This is a genomic window from Planococcus liqunii, from assembly GCF_030413595.1.
GTDB classification, from domain to species: domain Bacteria; phylum Bacillota; class Bacilli; order Bacillales_A; family Planococcaceae; genus Planococcus; species Planococcus liqunii.
The window spans coordinates 2,328,959-2,348,645 of record NZ_CP129238.1; the positions used below are offsets into that span (position 1 = coordinate 2,328,959).

The window sequence follows — 19,687 nt, forward strand, 5'->3', positions numbered from 1 at the left end:
CATAGCCTCCAGAAATTATAGTTCAATTAGTCTTTCCATTTAGACGATACAAACTGATGAATCCGTTCAACCGCTTCCGTCAGCGCTTCAAGGGAAGTCGCATACGATAAGCGGATGGTGTCATGGGCGCCAAAACCGGAACCCGGAATGACTGCCACATTCGCTTCTGTCAAAAGAGCTGCAACAAAATCATCGACCGATGCAAAGCCGCATTTTTGCGCAGCTTCGGAAACATCCGGCAGCAAGTAGAATGCACCTTGCGGACGGATCACTTTAAACCCGGGAATCGCTTCCAGTTTCGGGAAAATTGCTTCCAGACGGCTCTCAAAAGCGGAGCGCATTTCTTCCACTGTATCCTGTGGTCCATTATACGCTTCAATTGCCGCGTACTGGGAAGTTGTGGTCGGGTTGGAAGTCGAATGGCTGGCAAGATCCGTCATCGCTTTGATCAGCTCAGCGTCTCCCGCCGCATAGCCGATGCGCCAGCCGGTCATCGAATGGGATTTCGATACGCCGTTAATGATGATGGTCCGGTTTTTCGCATCCTCCGACAATTCCGCAACTGAAGTATGCGTTGTTTGTCCGTAAATCAGCTTTTCGTAGATTTCATCCGACACAATCAGTATGTCGTGCTCGCGGCAAACTTCTGCCAGCTGCGCGAGTTCTTCTTTTGAGTAAATCATCCCCGTCGGATTGCTTGGGGAATTAATAATGACGGCTTTTGTCCGGTCTGTGATGGCTTCTTTTAGCTGTTCAGCAGAAATCTTATAGGATTGGCTGGCTGTAGCTTCTATGTATACAGGAACCCCCTGCGCCAGTTTTACCTGTTCCGGATAGCTGACCCAATAAGGGATCGGAATAATGACTTCGTCGCCTTCATTCAGCAAAACCTGGAACAATGTGTAAAGCACATGCTTTGCACCGATTCCGACCATAATCTCTTTCTGGCCATACGTCAAATTCTGGTCGCGCTGCAGCTTGTTGATGATTGCTTCTTTTAATGCCGGCAGTCCGCCGGCAGGCGTATACTTGGTTTTTCCTTCCAGCATAGACTGGTAAGCCGCTTTCAGGATATTCTCCGGTGTGTTGTAATCGGGTTCTCCTGCGCCTAGCCCGATGATGTCCACGCCTTTTGCTTTCAACTCATTGGCTTTTGCTGTAATGGCCAATGTTGTGGACGGTGTTAATGTTTGTACGCGATTTGCTAAGTTAATCAATGCTTCCACCCTTTCACAAATTCGAGATCTGTTTCCATGTCGTGCCGTCTTCTGCTTTGATGTAGACATAATTCAAATGATCATTGGCATCGATAAAAGCCACTTCCCACACCGGACCAGCGCTTTCCATTCCGAGGCGGGTATGGAGAATGTCTTTGGCTTCTTTTTCCGTCAGGGCTTTTTCCCGGGCTTGCTGTGCCGTGACCGCTCCATCAAGCGCTACAGCCTTCAGCTCCCCCTTGCCTGCTGGTACGAAAACCGCTTTTAATGCGCCTTTCTTATCCGTCCCGATGACGGTAACGGTCATCTGTTTATTGGCATAAACATAGGACTGCTGGACATCCACCAGCAAATCTTCGTTTTTCGCCCGGTCGATTGCCGCTTTTTCCGCATCGGAATACGGTTTATTGCCGGTAAAAACAACAATAATCATCACCGAGACCGCAAGAAATGAAAGAAAGCCCAATATAAAGGTCACCCATTGTTTCATTTCATCACCTAAGTCTTATAGATTGTGAAGATCGCTTTTTCAGGATCTTCCTTATCCAGCGCCAAACCGAACATGAGGTTATTGTGCTTTAATGTACGGTTCAAAGCATCTACCACTTTGTAGAGATCCTGACTGTATTGGACATTGACAGTGGATAGCACTTCAATTTTAGATTCCATGGCTGCGCCCTTCCCTTCGTTTATTCGCCCATCCGTTCACACGGCGGGATCTTTTCATCCGGCTGAAACTTCTTGCCGGATGCCGTCCGCTTTATCATTGCTTATTATACCAATCTTCAATATCCGTTACCATCTTTTCTAAAGACACTTTCGATACTTTCACTTTCGGCAAAGCGTTTAAAAATTCCACGCCATACGATTTCGTCTCGATTCTCCGGTCCAGCACGATGAACAGCCCTTGGTCATTTTTGGAGCGGATCAATCGGCCGAAACCTTGCCGCAGCCGAAGCACAGCTTCCGGCAGTGCGTAATGGAGAAACGGATTCACGCCTTCTCGTGCAATGACTTCCGATCTTGCTTTGAAAATCGGTTCATCCGGCGAAGTGAATGGCAAACGCACGACCACGACGGCCCGCAAAGCATCCCCCGGTACATCGACGCCTTCCCAAAAGCTATTCGTCCCAAACAACACCGATTTTTGGAAACGCTGGAACGATTTTAACAGCCTCATGCGGCTGCCCGATGAAATGCCTTGCGCGAACAGCATGTATTCATCCAGCAGGCCGGTGTCCTGAATCAAATCGACCGTCTTTCTCAGCATGTCCTGTGAAGTGAACAGCACAAAACAGCGGCCTTCTGTGACCAGAACGGTTTGGATGACAGCATCGGCTACCGCTTCAATGTAATCGCTTTGCGACACTTGCTGAATGTCCGGCATGTCTTCGACAATAAAGACACGGGCGCCCCGGTAAAACTCTTGAGGCGGCTCAAACTTGGTGATCGGTACGTGGTTCGGGATGCCGAGCTGGCTGACGATAAAGCGCTCGTTTGACGGCACACTCATCGTACCCGACAGCCAAATCAGTGCTTTGCTTCCCCGTACCGGCGCCATCACTTTTTGGATAATGGACGTCACTTCAAACGGCTGCTTGTAAAGCGACAAGCTTGTCGGCAAGCTCCGCAAATCCCCTTCGATCCAGCTGACTTCATCTTCCAGCGGGAAGACAAAAATTTCGCTGAACTCAACCGCCTTCACCATCAGTTCTTCTGTCCAGTAGCGCCAGTCCGCGATGACTAGTTTGTCCTGGATGGATGTTTCCGTCAGGCGCTCTGCTTTTTGCAGAACCAGCTGGGAAAGATCGATCCATTCGTTCAAAAATCTCAGCATATCCATGAAGCGCGCCTTGTCATACGGCAATTCACTGAGCAAAGACGCGCACTTTTTGTGGCGGCTGCCTCTGAATTTCGCCAGGAACTCGGCCGTCAGCATCGACGCCAATTCATCAAACAGTGAAACGAATTTAATGAACAGCGATTCGAGTTTCAGCAGTTCCGGCACAGTAGAAAACCCTGTTTTTTCAGCCTTTTTATACAATTGTGCGAACAATTGCTGATCGTCAAACGTGCCCAACTGCCCAAATACGTATTTCCACTGCGTATACACAAAGGTTTTTTCATGCTGCGACACAGCAGCCTGCACCACTTGATGCGCTTCGTCCCAAATAAAGGCATCCACGTCTGCCAGAATCGACGAATTCGACAGCCGCTGATTCAGCAAAAACGAATGGTTGGTGACGATAACATGCGCCTGTTTGGAACGCTCCAATGCGTACTCGTAAAAATCATACACTTTCTCATCCCGCGACAATCTGCGCAGATGCGAGCGGCGGATTTTATCCAGCACAAACTGGCCGCCGCTTGAGGCATTCACTTCATTTAAATCGCCTGTTTCCGTAGAAGTCAGCCAAATGAGCACCTGCATGATGGTGAAGGTTTCATCATAGGATTCATCTTCGCCCTGCAGCAGTTCAGCAAACCGGGACAAATCGATATAATGGCTCAAGCCTTTTACCAAAGCAAGCCGCACAGGCGCACCGACCAGCTGTTCAACAATCTTGCCTTCTTTTTGGACAAGCTGATCCTGCAGATGGGTCGTATAAGTGCTGATGAGCACCTGCTTGCCAGTTTCAATGGCATGGTTGACCGCCGGCAGCAAATAAGCAATGGTCTTTCCCATCCCGGTGGATGCTTCAATTACCCGCTCTTCTTTCCCTGCCAGCGCTTTTTGGATGGATGCCATCATATCAAACTGGCTTTGGCGGCGTTCAAACTGAGGAAATGCAGTCTCCAGCCGCTCTTCCCAATCAAACATGGCCGTATAGCCTGCCGCTGATTCGCCTGCTTCCAGTTTCCGGCGTTTTAGCGGCAAGCCGTTGAAGCGGTCAAAATCATCTCCCTGGGCGCTGCGTTTTTGCTGGGTCAGCTCAAAGAACAACCGGGATAAATCCGATTTCAACTGGAATGAGCGTTTGTGCAGCTGTGTTAGCGTATCGTAAGGCAAGCTGCCCATATCCGCTTTTGCCTGAAGGAATAAATGCGCTGTCGCCAGCGCATCATCATCGGCCCGGTGTGCACTTTCAAGGGGAATGCCAAGCTCCGATGTAATGTCCTGCAGTTTATAGCTGAAGGCAGTGGGATACATCAGGCGGGCCATTTCAACCGTGTCCATCGTCAAACCGTGCCATTTCGGCAGACCGCTGCGAATCAATTCCGCTTGCAGAAACGGCAAATCAAAATTGGTGTTGTGGGCCACGAAAATCGCGCCCTGCAATTTTTCGGAAATTTCCGCTGCATGGGCTGCAAAAGGTTTGGCGTCTGCTACATCCGCATCGGCAATATTCGTCAAATCCTGGATAAACGCCGGAATTTTCCGTTCCGGGTTAACAAATTCACTGTATGTATCTATAATTTCATCATTTTGAATCGTTATAATCGCTATTTGAATAATCCGGTCACCTTTTGCAGGGGAATGGCCTGTAGTTTCAATATCGACAACGACATATTTTTGGGTGTTCATCACAAGCCTTCTTTCTCAGGTGATTCTGTCATTAGAAATTGTAACATATCCAATCATTTTCCGTCTTACAGCCCGAACATAAATCTCTTGCATTCTGATGACAATTGCCACAGAAATTCTATATTCAGCTTGCCGAGAAAGGCAGAACTTATTAACCGATGTTCCGCTCTTTCTGATAAAAAAGTTCTTTATTAAAAGGGGGGACCGAATGAAGCGGAATGAATAAAGGCTTCTCTTGTTTCTCAACAGCCTCTATTGAACCTTTTTATACCTCCAGAACAATCCGCAACTCCGCTTTCCCCAAACAAAAAAGCCTCCAAAAGAGGAGGCCAAGGAATTACATAACGGTTGCTTCAGGTTCGTAATGGATGATTTCACGGACGCGGTTGTTTTCGTCCATGATGGCAACCGTCGGCTTATGGTCACGGGCATTTTCATCCATGACATAGCCGTATGTCAGAATAATGACGATATCCCCTTTTTGCACCAGTCGTGCTGCTGCGCCGTTTACGCAAATTACGCCGCTGCCGCGTTCTCCGGCAATGATATAGGTTTCAAAACGTGCTCCGTTGTTGTTGTTGACTACATGCACTTTTTCGTTTGGAAGCATCCCGACCTGGTCCAGCAGATCCTGGTCGATTGTAATGCTGCCGACGTAGTTCAAATCGGCTTGCGTCACAGTCGCACGGTGAATTTTAGAGTTGAGCATCATTCGCAACATGGTTTAGTTCCCCTTTACATGAAAGATTAAGTTATCAATTAAACGTGCTTTTTCAAACTGTACGGCAATCGCCAGGATCGCTTCGCCTTCGATTTCTTTGGTTAAAGTTGGATAACCGAGCAGCTCGATATAGTCGATTTCGCCCGAAATGCGGCCGTCCAGATATTGCCGGACAACTGCCGCCGGATCGCGTCCTTCAACAGCAGCTTGTTTTCCAAGTTGCAGCCCTTGCTGCAAAAGAGGTGCTTCCCGGCGCTCGGCTTCGCTCAGATAGACGTTTCGGGAACTTTTGGCCAAGCCGTCGCTTTCCCGCACCGTTTCTCCCCGGCGTATCGAAAGCGGAAAATTATAATCTTCCACCATGGATTCGATAATTGCCAGCTGCTGGGCGTCTTTCTGACCGAAATAAGCGCGATCCGCTTCGGTCAAATGAAATAATTTTGCCACCACTTTCAAGACGCCGTCAAAATGGCCCGGCCGCTTCGCTCCGCATAATACATCTGCAAGAGCTCCTGCGGAAATGGAAATTTGAGATTCCCGCGGATACATTTCTTCTGCTGACGGGGCAAAAATCACGTCGGTACTTGCTTGTTCCGCTAAGCGCTGGTCGCGTTCCAAATCTCTCGGATACCGGTCAAAATCTTCATTGGGCCCAAACTGAGCCGGGTTGACGAAAATGCTCATCACCACACGGTCGTTCTCGGCTTTCGCTTTATTGACGAGCGAAATATGGCCTTCGTGCAAAAAGCCCATCGTCGGTACAAGGCCGATCGTTTCACCGGAATCCTTGGTTTCTTTCACCCAGGCTTTTAATTCCTGAATCGTTTCAATCGTATGCAAAATTCTTTCTCTCCTCTCGGGAAGAAAACCATATAAAAAGCCTTCCGTCAAAAATAGACAGAAGGACAGAAAAGTCGAATTCGGTTTCCTCCGTCCCTGTCATGTAATAGATCAAGGCAGACATCATCATATAAATTTTTCAAGATCAAACAGTTAACCGGTGCAGTTCATATGCGATACTGCCCGCTAAAAACACTATAGCAGAAATTCTAAAAAAACAAAATGATTCAATTCGTCATTTCAATGTCGGCGGAATAAATGCCGTGGAGCTTGCCGTCAGGTGTCCGCAGTTGCAGCACGCCATCTTCGGTAATGCCTTCTGCCATGCCTTCAAGCGTCTCTTTTGCCATACGTGCACGCACTGGGCGGCCGATCGTTGAGGAATAGCTTTCCCACATCAGTTTGAGCATGCCAAAGCCTTCTGCAATATACAGATTGCTATACTGCTCAAGAAAATAAAGAATCGAAGACACTAGCTGTTTGCGGTCCACATCTTCTCCGCTTTCCATTCTCAGCGATGTGGCAATGTCCTGCACTTCGGGATCAAAATCTTCCCGTAATTGATTGACGTTCAACCCGATGCCGATGATCAACGCCTGGATGCCGTCTGCGTCTGACTGCAATTCCGTCAAAATGCCGGTGCATTTTTTGCCGTTCAGCAAAATATCATTCGGCCATTTGATTTCCGGTTTCAGTCCTGTCACTTGTTCGATTGCGCGCACGACTGCAACGGCCGTCACCAGCGTAAACTGGGGTGCTTTTTGCAGCACCACGTCCGGGCGGAGAATGACGCTCATCCAAATGCCTTTGTTCGCTGCAGAATGCCACCTGCGCGCCATCCTTCCGCGTCCGGCAGTCTGCTCTTCTGTCAGCACCACCGTGCCGTCCGGCGCATCTTCCTGCGCCAATTGATGGGCCACGATTTGAGTGGACGGGCATGATTCAAGAAAATGCATGTTCTGTCCCAAGCGTCCGGTTTTCAGCAAAGCCTGAATATCGGTGGGCTCTAATGTATCTGGAAGCGCCGATAAAATATAGCCTTTCTTTTTCACCGACTCAATCCGGTATCCCTGCTCTTCCAGTTCTTTTATGTGTTTCCAGACAGCGGTCCGGGAAATGCCGAATTCATCGGCCAGCTGCTGGCCGGAAATTGCTGTCCCTTGCGCTTCAATCAAGCGCTGTGCCAATTTACGCGTCACTGTGATATTCATTGATAAACCAGTCCTTTATACTTTCTTTGTCATTTTCCAGCTTACCGTACACAATGTTTTGTTCCAAGGCTTCAATCCACTTCTTGAGCCAGGGCCCTTGTTTTTTGCCGCTCCACTCCATCAAATTAGCCCCGTTTACGGCGAGGTCCGATTTTGTCTGGATGGGGAGCGCCGCCTTCCGGCCGGCAATATCGGCTTTCTTTCCTGAAAGCATGGCTGCAATTTCCAGCTGTTCAGCAGAAAAGATGTAATAGGTCCAGTCGTCCCATTGTTCCAAGCCGGCAGCTATCAGCACCTGTTCAATGAGTTTCCGTTCTTCATTGGAAAACTTATAAGCCTGAATAGCTTTAAATCCCGCATTTCCCCGGTAGAGCATATACGCCCAGCCGCCGGCAGGCTGTCCAGTGGCCTCGTAAAACGACCAGTCCGTTTCAAATAACGGACCCGCCGGCAAATGCCTGGTCAACCCTGACTCTTTTAAATAGCTCATGCTGCGGGCGGTATGGCCTTGAACCATGATTTTATCGAGTTCGTTTTTCAGCCGCTCCACGGCAATGGAACGGATTCCTTCTGATTCCTTTTGGATGGACAGCAAAGTCTCCCGGTCTATTTGAAAGTCCAGCTGGCCCGAAAAACGGACGGCCCGTAGCATGCGCAAGGCATCTTCCTGAAATCGCTCCTCCGGATTTCCGACAGCCCGAATCAAACGTTTTTCAAGGTCGGCTCTTCCGCCAAACGGGTCGATAATCGCCTGTGTTTTATCCAATGCCATCGCATTAATAGTGAAATCGCGCCGTTTCAAATCTTCTTCAAGCGACTGCACAAATTTCACCGTGTCGGGCCGGCGCTTATCGGAATAAGTGCCTTCCGTACGGAACGTAGTGACTTCAGTTCCTTCGCCGTCCAGCATCACCAGCACGGTGCCGTGGGCAATTCCGGTATCGATGGTACGGGAGAAAAAGCTTTTCACTTGCTTCGGAGCAGCATTTGTTGCTACATCGATATCATGAGGCGTTTTTCCAAGCAGCAAATCGCGCACTGCCCCCCCGACGATATACGCTTCAAACCCGCCTTTTTCAAGCGTTTCCACTACTTTTAAAGCCGTCTTCATTGGCTTATGCCTCTGTCGAGTAAGCGCTCATAGACGGCTTCGTATTGTTCCAGGATTTTAAACGAATTAAAATGCTGTTCGACCGTTTCCAGTGAACCTTTTTTCAGCGTTTCGTGTTGTTTGGCGTCGGTCAAGATTCCGATGGCTCGGGATGCTGCATCTTCAGTATCTCCCAGTTCCACCAAATAGCCGTTTTTTCCAGGTTCGATGATTTCCGGAATGCCGCCAATATTTGTGCCGATGCAAGGCACACCACAAGCCATTGCTTCCAGCAACACAAGCCCAAATGCTTCTTTTTCGCTCATCAACAATTTGATGTCGCTGATATTGTACAGCTCGGATAGGTTATCGCGTTTTCCAAGGAACAGCACGTGCTGTTCAAGCCCTAATTCTTTCACTTGCTGAACGGTACGCCCCATTTCAGGCCCGTCGCCGACAAGCAGCAATTTGGAAGGCACTTGTTTTTGCACACGGTGGAAGGTTTGGATAATATCCGGCACCCGCTTGACGTTCCGGAAATTGGATACATGAATAAGCACTTTATCATTTTTATCGATGCCGAGATCCTGTTTCAAGCTGCCGGGATCTGCCGCTTTGTATTCGCGTTCGTCAACGAAATTGTAAATGGTTTGGATCGTTTTATCGGGGTTGATCATATCATACGTCTGGTCGCGCAGCGAATTTGACACCGCTGTGACGACATCTGATTTTTCAATGCCATACTTGATCGCTTCTTTTAATGACGAATCCGACCCAAGCACCGTGATGTCCGTTCCATGCAAAGTGGTCACGATGCCGATATCGGACCCTGCCATGTCGCGCCCTAAAATGGCACAAACGGCATGGGGAATCGCATAATGCACATGCATCAGATCGAGCTGTTCATTTTTAATCACTTCCGCTATTTTCGTTGCCAAGGCAATGTCATACGGGGCATATTGAAACACCGAATAGCTGTTGACATCCACTTGGTGGCTAAAAATGTTCGGATACAGGCGGTTCAGACGAAAAGGCGTGCTGGATGTGATGAAATGGACTTCGTGCCCTTTTTCAGCCAGCATTTTGCCCAGTTCTGTCGCGATGATGCCGGATCCCCCCACCGTTGGATAACACGTGATGCCTATTTTCATTTTCCGCAAAGCGGTCACCTTACTTTCTGTCTTTACTTATTAAACGCCAGTCGATAAATCCTTCTTTTAGCCCTTTTAACAGCACTTCAGCCGTCCCCATATTCGTTGCCAGCGGCACACCGTACACATCGCACAGGCGGATCAAAGCCGACACATCCGGTTCATGGGGCTGGGCAGTCAACGGATCCCGGAAGAAAATGACCATATCCATTTCGTTCTGCGCAATCATTGCACCGATTTGCTGATCGCCGCCTAACGGACCCGATTGGAAGCGGATAACTTCAAGGCCGGTGCCGTCGATGACGCGCTGTCCGGTGGTCCCTGTAGCGTAAAGGGTATGTTCAGATAAAATTGGTTTATAGGCCGTCACAAACTGGATCAAATCGTCTTTTTTCCGGTCGTGTGCAATTAATGCGATTTTCATGTCACTATCCCCTTTACCCGATAATATGTTCAAGTCCGTAGATCAATTCCTCTTTTTCCATAACGGTGTTAATGGACAGCACGACTCCCGACATAAATGAGCCCCGGTTAAATGAGTCGTGGCGGATTGTCAGCAGCTGCCCTTCGCCCCCAAGAAGAACTTGCTGATGAGCGACAAGCCCCGGCAGGCGGACACTGTGGATGCGCATGCCATCGTAATTGGCTCCTCTTGCTCCTTGCAACGTTTCTTTTTCCTTTACATGCCCTTGTTCATGGACCGGACGATGCGCGGAAATCAAATGCGCCGTCTTCATTGCCGTGCCGGACGGTGCATCGAGTTTTTGGTCATGGTGCATTTCGATGATTTCGACATCGGGCAAATATTTAGCAGCCTGTTCGGCAAACTTCATCATCAATACCGCACCGACTGCAAAGTTCGGGGCAATGATGCAGCCCACTTTTGTTTCTTTTGCCAATTGCGTCAGCTCTTCAAGCTCTTCGTCCGAAAAGCCGGTTGTGCCCACGACGGGACGGATTTTCAATTCGATTGCGGTTTTCGTATGGGTGTAAACCGATTCCGGAGACGTCAAGTCCACCAGGACATCCGGATGGGTTTGTTCATGCAATTTGCCTAAATCGGTAAAAACGGGAACCGTGTAGCCCTCTGGAAACAAACCGGTTTCCGCTAAAGTGGCTCCGATTTCCTTATAATCCAAAGCGGCGACCAGTTCCATATCTGAATTCTTCATTACTGTATGTACGGCTTCCTGTCCCATTTTTCCTCTTGCCCCTGCAATTGCCACTCGAATTGTCATTCTGCCTCTTCCTTTCTGGTCCAGCGATTTTTATCTCTCGTGTTGAATTTCTCCATCACCCGGCCGTGGGCATGCGCCAAATCGATATCCAGCGAATTTGCCATACAAATCAAAACGAATAACAAATCGCCCATTTCGGCCTCGATTGTATTGGCATCTTCAGTCGCTTTCTTTTTCTTCGGCCCATACTCATGCATCACTTCACGCGATAATTCACCTAATTCTTCTGTCAGCCGGGCCATCAATTCCATCGGTGTAAAGTAGCCTTCTTTGAATTGGCCAATGTAGGCATCCACTTCCTGCTGCAGCTGTTTCATTGTTTTATCTCCGTTCATATCATCACACTCCTCATTTCATCGTAAAGAAAACTGGGGATGTTGTCAAAATCAATATTTTAGCTGATAATACAGAAGTTGAGTTTCACTTTATGGATAGGGGATGAACGACCGATGAAAGATCTGCAATTGAAAAATGTATTATTCATATTGCTGGGGGCTGCCATTTACAGTTTTGGCTTTGTCCACTTCAATATCCAGAATGAATTGGGTGAAGGCGGGTTCGCAGGCATTACGCTGATCTTATTCTTCCTATTTAATTGGGATCCCGCTTTAATGAACTTGTTATTAAACATTCCGCTGTTTTTTATCGGCTGGAAGCTGCTCGGCAAAAAAGTTTTCCTTTATACAATCATCGGGACCGTGGCAGTTTCAGTTTTCCTGAAAGTTTTTCTGGTTTATGAAATCCAAATCAATTTACATGAAGATTTGTTTTTGGCCACGCTTTTCGCCGGCGTTTTTGTTGGTGTTGGGCTCGGCATCATTTTCCGCTATGGCGGAACGACAGGAGGCGTGGATATCATTGCCCGCCTAGTCCAGAAATACAGCGGCTGGAGCATGGGGAAAACGATGTTCCTGTTTGACGCTTGTGTGATTGTGTTGTCCCGCCTGACATTCCTCGACAACCGTACGATGATGTACACACTCGTCGCTGTATTTGTCGGTGCACGGGTCATTGATTTTGTGCAGGAAGGCGCTTATTCAGGCCGAGGCGCCATGATCATCTCGAATTCCCAAGAAGAAATCGCCAGCCGCATTGCAAAAGAGATGGACCGGGGCATTACGATCCTCCGCGGCTATGGCCATTTTACGAAAGAAGAACGGGAAGTGCTGTACTGCGTCGTCGCGAAAAATGAAATCGTCCGTTTGAAGAACATCATCAACAGCGTCGACCCGCACGCATTCGTTTCCTTAATGGAAGTCCACGACGTTATGGGCGAAGGCTTTACGCTCGATGAGCAGAAACAGCCAATTGGCTAATTAGAAAAAAGAGACCTTCCGGCAACGCCTGCAGCAACGGGCTAACCGGAAGGTCCTTTTTATTTTCCATCTTGCACCTAGACATGGCTAACAAACAAAAAAGATTGCCCCTTGGCCACTGCTCAGTGGATTTCGGAACAATCTTTGTGTGGTTAAGACCGGTTCATGCTGGTGTAGATCAACAACAAGCGGGCCAGTTCAAGTACGGCAACAGCAGTTGCTGCAACATACGTCATGGCAGCTGCGCTTAATACTTTTTTCGCATCGCGTTCTTCCTCGTTGCGGATAATATTATTTGAAAGCAATTGGTCCATCGCGCGGCTCGAAGCGTTAAACTCCACCGGCAACGTAATCAACTGGAACAGAACCCCTGCAGCCAGTAAAATAATACCCACCAATAAAGCGCCGCTCCAAGCGGAAAACAACCCGATCATGATAAAGATCCAAGACATATTGGATGAAATGTTGACGACTGGCACCAGGCGATGGCGCAAGCGAAGGAATGAATAATCTTCCGCGTCCTGAATCGCGTGGCCGACTTCGTGTGCCGCTACCGCAGTACCGGCAACCGAGGCATCGTGGTAGTTATGGCTGCTCAGCGCCACCGTTTTAGTCAACGGGTTGTAATGGTCGCTTAGCATACCGCGGCTTTCAACCACTTTTACATCGTGCAAGCCATTGTTATCAAGAATGATGCGCGCAACTTGTGCTCCGGCAATACCGGACGTTGAACGGATTTTGGAATATTTGCCGTATGTCCGCTTTAATTTAAATTGAGCCCACATAGGAATAATCAGCAAAAGGATGAAATAGACAATAAAACTCATCTGGTTAACACACCTCTCTTTTCTGCTTCTCCCTATATTTTACTAGCTTTGGTCAGCTATGGTCAACTGATACGCTGTGTGGCTTGTTCATATGGACGACCACGTACGAAAACGCAATACAGGCAATTGACAGCCAGAAAGTGAAATAGCCGATTTGGGCAGTGTAAGCATCAAGGCTTCCGTAAATCGGCATTTGGCCAAACACATAGTCGATGACAACATCATGCAAGGTCCAAATGGCCGTAACGGCAGCTGCCAACCAGCCGAAGCGGTAATGGTCGATGTACAGCACCGCCTGCATCGCCATTGCAAAATGGGACACGACGAGCATCCAGCCCAGCCAGCCGATGGAACCGGTTTCTGCCAGTGTCAGCAAATTCATCACCACGGCCCATAATCCGTATTTAATCAAGGTGACAAACGCCAAAGCTTCAAATAAGGAACTTCTCTTGCCAATCAGCCAGAGTCCGAGGACAATCGTAAAAAATAAACTGGCTGTCGGACTGTCCGGTACAAAAATCAAAAACTTCGGTTCGGTTATTTTCAATTGCCAACCATACCATATGTATCCGTAAATCGTTCCGCCTAAGTTTATCAGAAAGACCAGGAGCAGGAATGGCCGGAACATCAGCCAGGCGGAAATCTTCTGTATAAAAGAAATCATTGCATTCTTCCTTTCAGATAGCAAAAAAGAGCCGGTTTCCCGGCTCTTTTTACAACTTTATTCTTCTCCGCCCAAACCTGCGATAAATTCAGTCATGACCTTAAGGTCTTCTTCTGAACCTTCCCAAGATGGTGGCATTACTTGCTGTCCGTCTTTTTCAATACCGTTTACAGCGATGTTCGCAATTTCTTCAGCGCTAAGTCCCGTGTTCGTAAGAGCCGGTCCAACAGCACCTTCTAAATTGTCGCCGTGGCAACTGATACAAGCGGCGCCTGAGTAAATTTCATACCCCGGGTCAGCTGTGTCAATTTCCACTTCTTCAACGATTTGCCCTTGTGCTTCAGCAGCTTCCCAGTCATGGTTCGCTACCGATTCCCATGTAAGGAAAATGATTGCTGCAACTGCAAGAATCATAAAGCCTGTAGGAAGCGGACGTTTTGAAGCCCGGCGTTCTGGACCTGGATCCAAGAACGGAGCAAGAGCCAATGCGCCAAATGCAAGACCTGGAACAATGATTGCACCGATTACGTTAAACGGCCCGGATGCGAATTGATATTTAAGCAATTGATATAAGAATAAGAAATACCAGTCTGGCAGTGGAATATAGCCTGTATCTGTCGGATCTGCCTTACCTTCTAGTGGTGAAGGATGGGCGACAGTCAATAGCAAGAAACCAATCAAGAAGACTGCACCAATCATCCATTCTTTCAAAAGGAAGTTTGGCCAGAAAGCTTCTGTCTTGCCAGGATATTCGGAGTAATCTTTGGGGATGTTCGGTTTACGATGCTGCAAACCTGGTACACGTGAATCCCCAACGAATTTCATCCCTTTTCCGCGATGCATAGTGTCCCCTCCTTAATAAATCCTTGTGGCCGCTAGTCTTATAGCGGGCCGGAAATACCTTGTCTTCTGATCATGATAAAATGCGCTGCAAGCAACCCAAGCAAAGCAGCTGGTAAGAAGAATACATGTATTGCGAAGAAACGCGTCAAAGTCTGTGCACCAAGGATTGTTGAATCCCCTGCAAGCAGAATTTTGATCGATTCACCGATAACCGGTACAGAAGCGGCAATTTCAATACCAACTTTTGTCGCAAACAATGCTTTCATGTCCCATGGAAGCAAGTAACCTGTGAAACTCAATCCTAGGATTACACCAAATAGCATAACTCCGACGATCCAGTTCAATTCACGAGGTTTCTTATAAGAACCTGTAAAGAATACACGTAGTGTATGAAGGAAAATCATTACCACTACAAGTGAAGCTCCCCAGTGGTGCATCCCACGCACAATTTCTCCAAAAGCAACTTCATTTTGAAGATAATAAACCGATTCCCAAGCATTTTCAATATCGGGTACATAATACATTGTTAAGAACATACCGGATAAGATCTGGATTACTGTGATGAAGAATGTTAATCCTCCGAAACAATAAACGAATGCTGAAAAGTGGTGTGCGGGGTTTACGTGTTCCGGTACTTCATGGTCAGCAATATCACGCCAGATTGGCGTAATATCTAAACGCTCATCAACCCAATCATATAACTTGTTTAGCACTGGTGTCGTACCCCCTAACTATTAAACTATTGTGTTTGCTTGTACTGCTCCGATCGCCAAGTAGCCATCTCTTTCTTCCACTTGATACTCATCAAGCGGCCCAAGAGGCGGTGTTCCGGCAATGTTCTGACCGTTCTTTTCGTAGCGGCCAGCGTGGCACGGACAGAAGAATTGGGTCGGGTGTTCCGGGTCAGCGGCCCAGTTCACTGTGCATCCTAAGTGTTTGCAGACTGGTGAAAGAGCGACAATTTTGTCCCCTTCTTTGTAAACCCAAGCTGAACTTGTTACTTCAGATGTATACCAAGCATCTACTTGCTCGTAAGCAAAGTCGACGCGTACTGGTTCTTCAGTTAAATCCGCAACTGCTTGGTCGGTCAAAATGTAATCCCCAGCATCATGCTGCTGAAGAATCGGGTCAACCGCGAAACGAACCATTGGCATCAGCATCCCTGCAGCCATAAATCCGCCTACTCCTGTTAAAGTGTAACCTAAAAATTGACGTCGTGATACACGATTATTACTCATCCTTTTCCCCCCTCTAACATTCAAGGTCAGTCCAATGGACATACTCAATTCAAATATAATTACTAGGACAACCTAATGATATATCAATCAAATGTTAAGGTCAATATCGCAGTGAAGCGATTGTGACAGTTTGTGAACATTTCATGAATGCTGTGACCACTCTGTAATAAATAGTGGAAGCACTTGCCGCAGCTGGTCTTCCATGACCGATTGCTTGAACGATTGATCCATGCTTTCCGTTGGAATGGCCGGCAGCCAGAGCACATTTTTCACTTCTTCAAGCGACCGCCATTCGGCGTCCGTCGTCAAATAAAAGACATGCTTGAACGCTGTAGGTTCCAGCTCGGCAGCTAGTTCAGAACCCAGTCTTGCACGGTCTGCACCTTTGGCATACGAGACCGGCGGGAATAATAATATGCGGCCTTTAAATTGTTTTTCCAATAAGTTTGCCAGTGATTGCAGATAATCGGAAGAACTGGCGCTTGATTTCATGGCAGCCGGATTTAAATCCAGTTGGACCAGCGGAATGACAGCCGTGTCCACATATTCTTTCTGCTGCAAGTACTGATCGATTTCTTTCCCCAAAAAATGCATAGTATTTATTCACTCTCCGTTTTCTTTAAAGTTTTGATGGACTGAAGCAATGCAGAAAGCTCGAAGAATTTCTCGCGGTCATTCGCATCGAGGGCTTCATCTATTTGTTTCAATAGCGTATCTTCCTGGAAAACAGTCAGGCTCTCATTCAATAGCTTTTCGGCCACCACGCGGTCTTCATCGGTAATTGTCGCATGCTTGGGCATATAAGGATTTTCTTCAAGCACCGATAAGTACAAAGCCGAAGGCGGCATGTTCGGGAAATTCAATTGAACAAACAAGTCTTCATCCGGATTTAAGCGCAAATCATGAAACGACTTTTCTGCATCTGCTGTCATCAAATTGCCTTTGTAGAAGCGAAATGGAATTTCCTTCGATTCGGTTGAGGACATGACCATGGCACGCGGGCAGTAATGCGCTTCTTCAACAAAATGAGTTTTCTCAAGCAAGTCTTCATTGCTCAACATATAGTTAAGAATCCAGATGCATTCTCTTCTTTTCATCTTGTGGGTCTGCAAAAACCAGCGGACAAACTGCTTTTTTTCTCCTACTGAAATATAAGCGGTCATGAAAATTCCTCCTTTCACTCAAACGATTGCTGCCAGTCAAACCAGTCAGGGTTTTCCGGCTCCAACACTTGAAGTTCTTTTATGATTTCGAGGGCTTTCTCTCGATTCCCTTCTTCAATCAAAAATCTTGCGTATTTTTCAAGAAAGTTCGAGTCATCTCGGAAAGCCGGATAGGCCTTTTCGAAATAAACTGCCGCTTTTTGGAATTGTTCAGTCCGCTCGTAGGCTTCGGCAAGCATAGGGTAAATTCCTGCCCAGTCGTCTTCATTGGCGACAACGCTTTCCGCCAGCTCCAGCAAATCTTCATCCATTTCTTCCGCATGGAAATAAGAAACCAGTGTATAGATGGCCTCCATGTATTCAGGGTCCAAAGCAATTGCTTGCCTTAACTGGTTGACTCCCTCTTCTGCCTTGCCAAGCTTCAATGCCAGTTTTCCGGCGAACAAATAAAGCTCTTTGTCAAACTCATCCCGCGTGATGCCTTCCAAGATGGCCGAATAAGCGGCTTCATAATCCTCAGCCATGTTCAGGCTTTGCGCACGGAGCAGATATGCCGAGAAATAATCCGGGTCGATGCCGATCAATTCGTTTAATCTGCGGACGGCCAATTCGTATTGGCGGGTCTGGAACGCCGCAAACGCCGCACCGTACAATACATCCGGCTGTATCTGGTCTTTCAGCACTTCCTCGTAATAAGGCAACGCTTCTTCATACGCTGCGCCTGCACTATAGACTTCTGCCAGCCGCTCGGAAAGATTGACTCCTTCTATGACGACTTGCTGTTCCTTTAAATCCTGATAGATTTTGGCAGATTCCAAGTAACGCCCCGAGTCGAGCAGCAGCTCCGCTTTTGCCTGATACAGCAGCGGCTCATCCGGCAGCAGCTCTATCGCTTCGTTTAAGCGGCTTTCTGCAGCTTCCAAAAGCCCTTGCAGCTGGAACAGGTCCGCCAGTGTAACAAGCACCTGAGGGTATAATTCGTCGTCTTTCGGAATTTCCATCAAGGTGTTGAGCGCTTCGTCTTCGCGGTCCACCTCAATCAGCAAATTGGCACGGTCGACTTTCAGCTGGGATTCTTCGGGAAATACATACTGCAGATGCTCCAGGACTTTAATCGCTTCTTCCACATAGCCGATATCCGCCAGCCACTCGGATAAATCGTATTGCTCATCCGGGTCGCCGTTCAATAAATACGGTTCCAGTAAGGCATTGACGGAATCCGGATCACCTTGTTCCACTGCTTGTTGAATGTCTTTTATGCTTGTCATGCTATCACCTATTCTTTCAGTTTCATACTTCCATCCTACACGAAAGTGTGTTCGAATCATAACAAAAAACCCCCCATACGGGGAGTTAATTGATCAACGAATTCATCTGTTCGACAAAATTTGGAAAGGAAACGGCGATGCAGTCGGGGTCGTCGATCTGCACTTCTCCGGTTGCCGCCAAAGCCGCAACTGCGGCCATCATGCCCAACCGGTGGTCTCCGTATGTTTTCATCTCCGCGCCGGTTAATGGGGTCGGCCCATTGATGATCATGCCGTCTTCAGTGGCTGTGATGTCCGCGCCCATTTTGGACAGTTCTGCTACAACAGCAGCAATTCTGTCTGTTTCTTTTACGCGCAGCTCTTCGGCATCTTTAATGACCGTAATGCCATGCGCTTGAGTCGCAATCAGGGCGATCAGCGGAATTTCATCAATCAGTCTTGGAATCAGGTCTCCGCCGATTTCAATGCCATCCAATTTGGAAGAACGGATGGTCAAGTCTGCTGAAGGCTCTCCTTCGACTGCTCTTTCCTTCAAGTCGAAATCCGCTCCCATTTGTGCAATGACGTCCAGGATTCCCGTACGCGTCGGATTGCTTCCAACATTCGTGAGAACCACTTCACTTTGCCCGGTAATCAATGCAGCGCCGATCATGAACGCCGCAGAAGAAATATCCCCCGGCACCTGGACATGGGCTGCTGTCAGTTTTTGGCCGCCTTCAAGCTCTATGGCCCCATTCCTTCTGGTAATCTCGGCACCAAAATGTTTGAGCATGATTTCCGTATGGTCTCGGGTCGCTACCGGTTCAGTGATCACCGTTTTGCCTTCCGCCTTTAACGCCGCCAGCAAAATCGCAGATTTCACTTGGGCACTTGCAACCGGGAGGGTGTAATTGATGGCCGAAAGTGTTGTCCCTTGGACTGCGAGCGGCGTAAATTGCCCGTCTTGCCGCCCCCGGATATCCGCGCCCATTTCGCGCAGAGGATTGATGATACGCTTCATTGGGCGCTTGGCGATCGATTCATCGCCTGCCATCACCGAGTGGAACGACGTGCCAGCAAGCAATCCGAGCATGAGGCGGGTAGTAGTTCCCGAATTTCCGGTATCGAGCACTTCAGACGGTTCCTGCCAGGACGCTTCGCCCCCGCTTGTAATCGTCACGGTCTTCCCTTCCAGTTCGATGCCGACACCCAATTTCCTGAAACAGCTGATTGTGCTCAAGCAGTCATCGCCAAGCAAAAAACCTTCCACCGTAGTGGTTCCGCTTGCCATCGCCCCGAACATAATCGCCCGGTGCGAAATGGATTTATCTCCTGGCACTTGAATTGTCCCTTTTAACGAAGGGTTTGAATAAGATAAAGTCAAAGTCATGACAT

At 48.0% G+C, this 19,687-nt stretch carries 22 protein-coding genes; 1 reads left to right on the forward strand and 21 read right to left on the reverse strand.

Translation table 11 applies throughout. From position 1 onward, the window contains the following. Positions 1-26 precede the first annotated feature (26 nt). The 12 genes from QWY22_RS11785 to QWY22_RS11840 all read right to left on the reverse strand — a co-directional run bounded on the left by QWY22_RS11785 (position 27) and on the right by QWY22_RS11840 (position 11,329). Complete coding sequence (locus QWY22_RS11785; RefSeq protein WP_300981068.1) at positions 27-1,217, reverse strand: pyridoxal phosphate-dependent aminotransferase; 1,191 nt, start codon at positions 1,215-1,217, stop codon at positions 27-29. A 13-nt stretch (positions 1,218-1,230) separates the two neighbouring features. Next, on the reverse strand, positions 1,231-1,707 hold the full coding sequence (locus tag QWY22_RS11790; RefSeq protein ID WP_300981069.1) for a cell wall elongation regulator TseB-like domain-containing protein: 477 nt from the start codon (positions 1,705-1,707) through the stop codon (positions 1,231-1,233). Positions 1,708-1,715: 8 nt separating this feature from the next. Then, the gene (locus QWY22_RS11795; RefSeq protein WP_300981070.1) at positions 1,716-1,886 is read right to left on the reverse strand and encodes a YpmA family protein; all 171 of its coding nucleotides are present in this window, start codon (positions 1,884-1,886) and stop codon (positions 1,716-1,718) included. A 94-nt stretch (positions 1,887-1,980) separates the two neighbouring features. Then, positions 1,981-4,743, reverse strand: coding sequence for an ATP-dependent DNA helicase DinG (gene dinG, locus QWY22_RS11800; protein ID WP_300981071.1), 2,763 nt, complete (start codon positions 4,741-4,743; stop codon positions 1,981-1,983). A 337-nt stretch (positions 4,744-5,080) separates the two neighbouring features. Further along, positions 5,081-5,464 carry an aspartate 1-decarboxylase gene (panD, locus tag QWY22_RS11805; RefSeq protein WP_300981072.1) on the reverse strand — a complete coding sequence of 128 codons (384 nt, stop codon included), beginning with the start codon at positions 5,462-5,464 and terminating at the stop codon, positions 5,081-5,083. Positions 5,465-5,467: 3 nt separating this feature from the next. Further along, a complete protein-coding gene (gene panC / locus QWY22_RS11810) occupies positions 5,468-6,304 on the reverse strand; it encodes a pantoate--beta-alanine ligase (protein WP_300981073.1) in 837 nt (278 codons plus the stop codon). A 227-nt stretch (positions 6,305-6,531) separates the two neighbouring features. Further along, entirely contained in the window at positions 6,532-7,515 is a 984-nt protein-coding gene (locus QWY22_RS11815; RefSeq protein ID WP_300981074.1) for a biotin--[acetyl-CoA-carboxylase] ligase, read from the reverse strand. Further along, a complete protein-coding gene (locus QWY22_RS11820; RefSeq protein WP_300981075.1) occupies positions 7,493-8,626 on the reverse strand; it encodes a CCA tRNA nucleotidyltransferase in 1,134 nt (377 codons plus the stop codon). Before QWY22_RS11820 ends, QWY22_RS11815 begins: the two co-directional genes overlap by 23 nt. Beyond that, complete coding sequence (bshA, locus tag QWY22_RS11825) at positions 8,623-9,765, reverse strand: N-acetyl-alpha-D-glucosaminyl L-malate synthase BshA (protein WP_300981076.1); 1,143 nt, start codon at positions 9,763-9,765, stop codon at positions 8,623-8,625. Before bshA ends, QWY22_RS11820 begins: the two co-directional genes overlap by 4 nt. A 10-nt stretch (positions 9,766-9,775) precedes the next feature. Then, positions 9,776-10,180 (reverse strand): methylglyoxal synthase, encoded by a 405-nt coding sequence (gene mgsA, locus QWY22_RS11830; RefSeq protein WP_036801941.1) that lies wholly within the window; start codon positions 10,178-10,180, stop codon positions 9,776-9,778. A 13-nt stretch (positions 10,181-10,193) separates the two neighbouring features. After that, a complete protein-coding gene (gene dapB, locus QWY22_RS11835; RefSeq protein WP_300981077.1) occupies positions 10,194-10,994 on the reverse strand; it encodes a 4-hydroxy-tetrahydrodipicolinate reductase in 801 nt (266 codons plus the stop codon). Further along, the gene (locus QWY22_RS11840; protein WP_300981079.1) at positions 10,991-11,329 is read right to left on the reverse strand and encodes a nucleotide pyrophosphohydrolase; all 339 of its coding nucleotides are present in this window, start codon (positions 11,327-11,329) and stop codon (positions 10,991-10,993) included. The genes dapB and QWY22_RS11840 overlap by 4 nt, the downstream gene beginning before the upstream one ends. 114 nt (positions 11,330-11,443) lie before the next feature. Here QWY22_RS11840 and QWY22_RS11845 point away from each other — a divergent pair, with 114 nt between their 5' ends. Further along, positions 11,444-12,310 (forward strand): YitT family protein, encoded by an 867-nt coding sequence (locus tag QWY22_RS11845; RefSeq protein WP_300981081.1) that lies wholly within the window; start codon positions 11,444-11,446, stop codon positions 12,308-12,310. Between the two features lie 152 nt (positions 12,311-12,462). On the opposite strand, the gene QWY22_RS11850 is transcribed toward QWY22_RS11845, so the two are convergent. From QWY22_RS11850 to aroA, 9 genes are all read right to left on the reverse strand, one after another. Beyond that, the gene (locus QWY22_RS11850) at positions 12,463-13,137 is read right to left on the reverse strand and encodes a zinc metallopeptidase (protein WP_300981082.1); all 675 of its coding nucleotides are present in this window, start codon (positions 13,135-13,137) and stop codon (positions 12,463-12,465) included. 52 nt (positions 13,138-13,189) lie between these two features. After that, positions 13,190-13,801: a lipoprotein heptaprenylglyceryl N-acetyltransferase LhaT gene (gene lhaT / locus QWY22_RS11855; protein WP_300981083.1), complete on the reverse strand. Its 612-nt coding sequence runs from the start codon at positions 13,799-13,801 to the stop codon at positions 13,190-13,192. Between the two features lie 57 nt (positions 13,802-13,858). Next, positions 13,859-14,644, reverse strand: coding sequence for a menaquinol-cytochrome c reductase cytochrome b/c subunit (locus QWY22_RS11860; protein ID WP_036801926.1), 786 nt, complete (start codon positions 14,642-14,644; stop codon positions 13,859-13,861). A gap of 38 nt (positions 14,645-14,682) precedes the next feature. Beyond that, the gene (qcrB, locus tag QWY22_RS11865; protein ID WP_036801924.1) at positions 14,683-15,357 is read right to left on the reverse strand and encodes a menaquinol-cytochrome c reductase cytochrome b subunit; all 675 of its coding nucleotides are present in this window, start codon (positions 15,355-15,357) and stop codon (positions 14,683-14,685) included. 21 nt (positions 15,358-15,378) lie between these two features. Further along, positions 15,379-15,882, reverse strand: a complete 504-nt coding sequence (locus QWY22_RS11870) for a QcrA and Rieske domain-containing protein (RefSeq protein ID WP_300981084.1) — start codon at positions 15,880-15,882, stop codon at positions 15,379-15,381. Between the two features lie 141 nt (positions 15,883-16,023). Beyond that, positions 16,024-16,476, reverse strand: a complete 453-nt coding sequence (locus QWY22_RS11875) for a DUF2487 family protein (RefSeq protein WP_036801919.1) — start codon at positions 16,474-16,476, stop codon at positions 16,024-16,026. A gap of 5 nt (positions 16,477-16,481) precedes the next feature. Beyond that, on the reverse strand, positions 16,482-17,045 hold the full coding sequence (locus tag QWY22_RS11880; protein WP_300981085.1) for a ReoY family proteolytic degradation factor: 564 nt from the start codon (positions 17,043-17,045) through the stop codon (positions 16,482-16,484). 14 nt (positions 17,046-17,059) lie between these two features. Further along, entirely contained in the window at positions 17,060-18,313 is a 1,254-nt protein-coding gene (locus QWY22_RS11885) for a tetratricopeptide repeat protein (RefSeq protein ID WP_300981086.1), read from the reverse strand. Between the two features lie 85 nt (positions 18,314-18,398). Then, a complete protein-coding gene (gene aroA, locus QWY22_RS11890; protein ID WP_300981087.1) occupies positions 18,399-19,682 on the reverse strand; it encodes a 3-phosphoshikimate 1-carboxyvinyltransferase in 1,284 nt (427 codons plus the stop codon). Between the last annotated feature and the right edge of the window lie 5 nt (positions 19,683-19,687).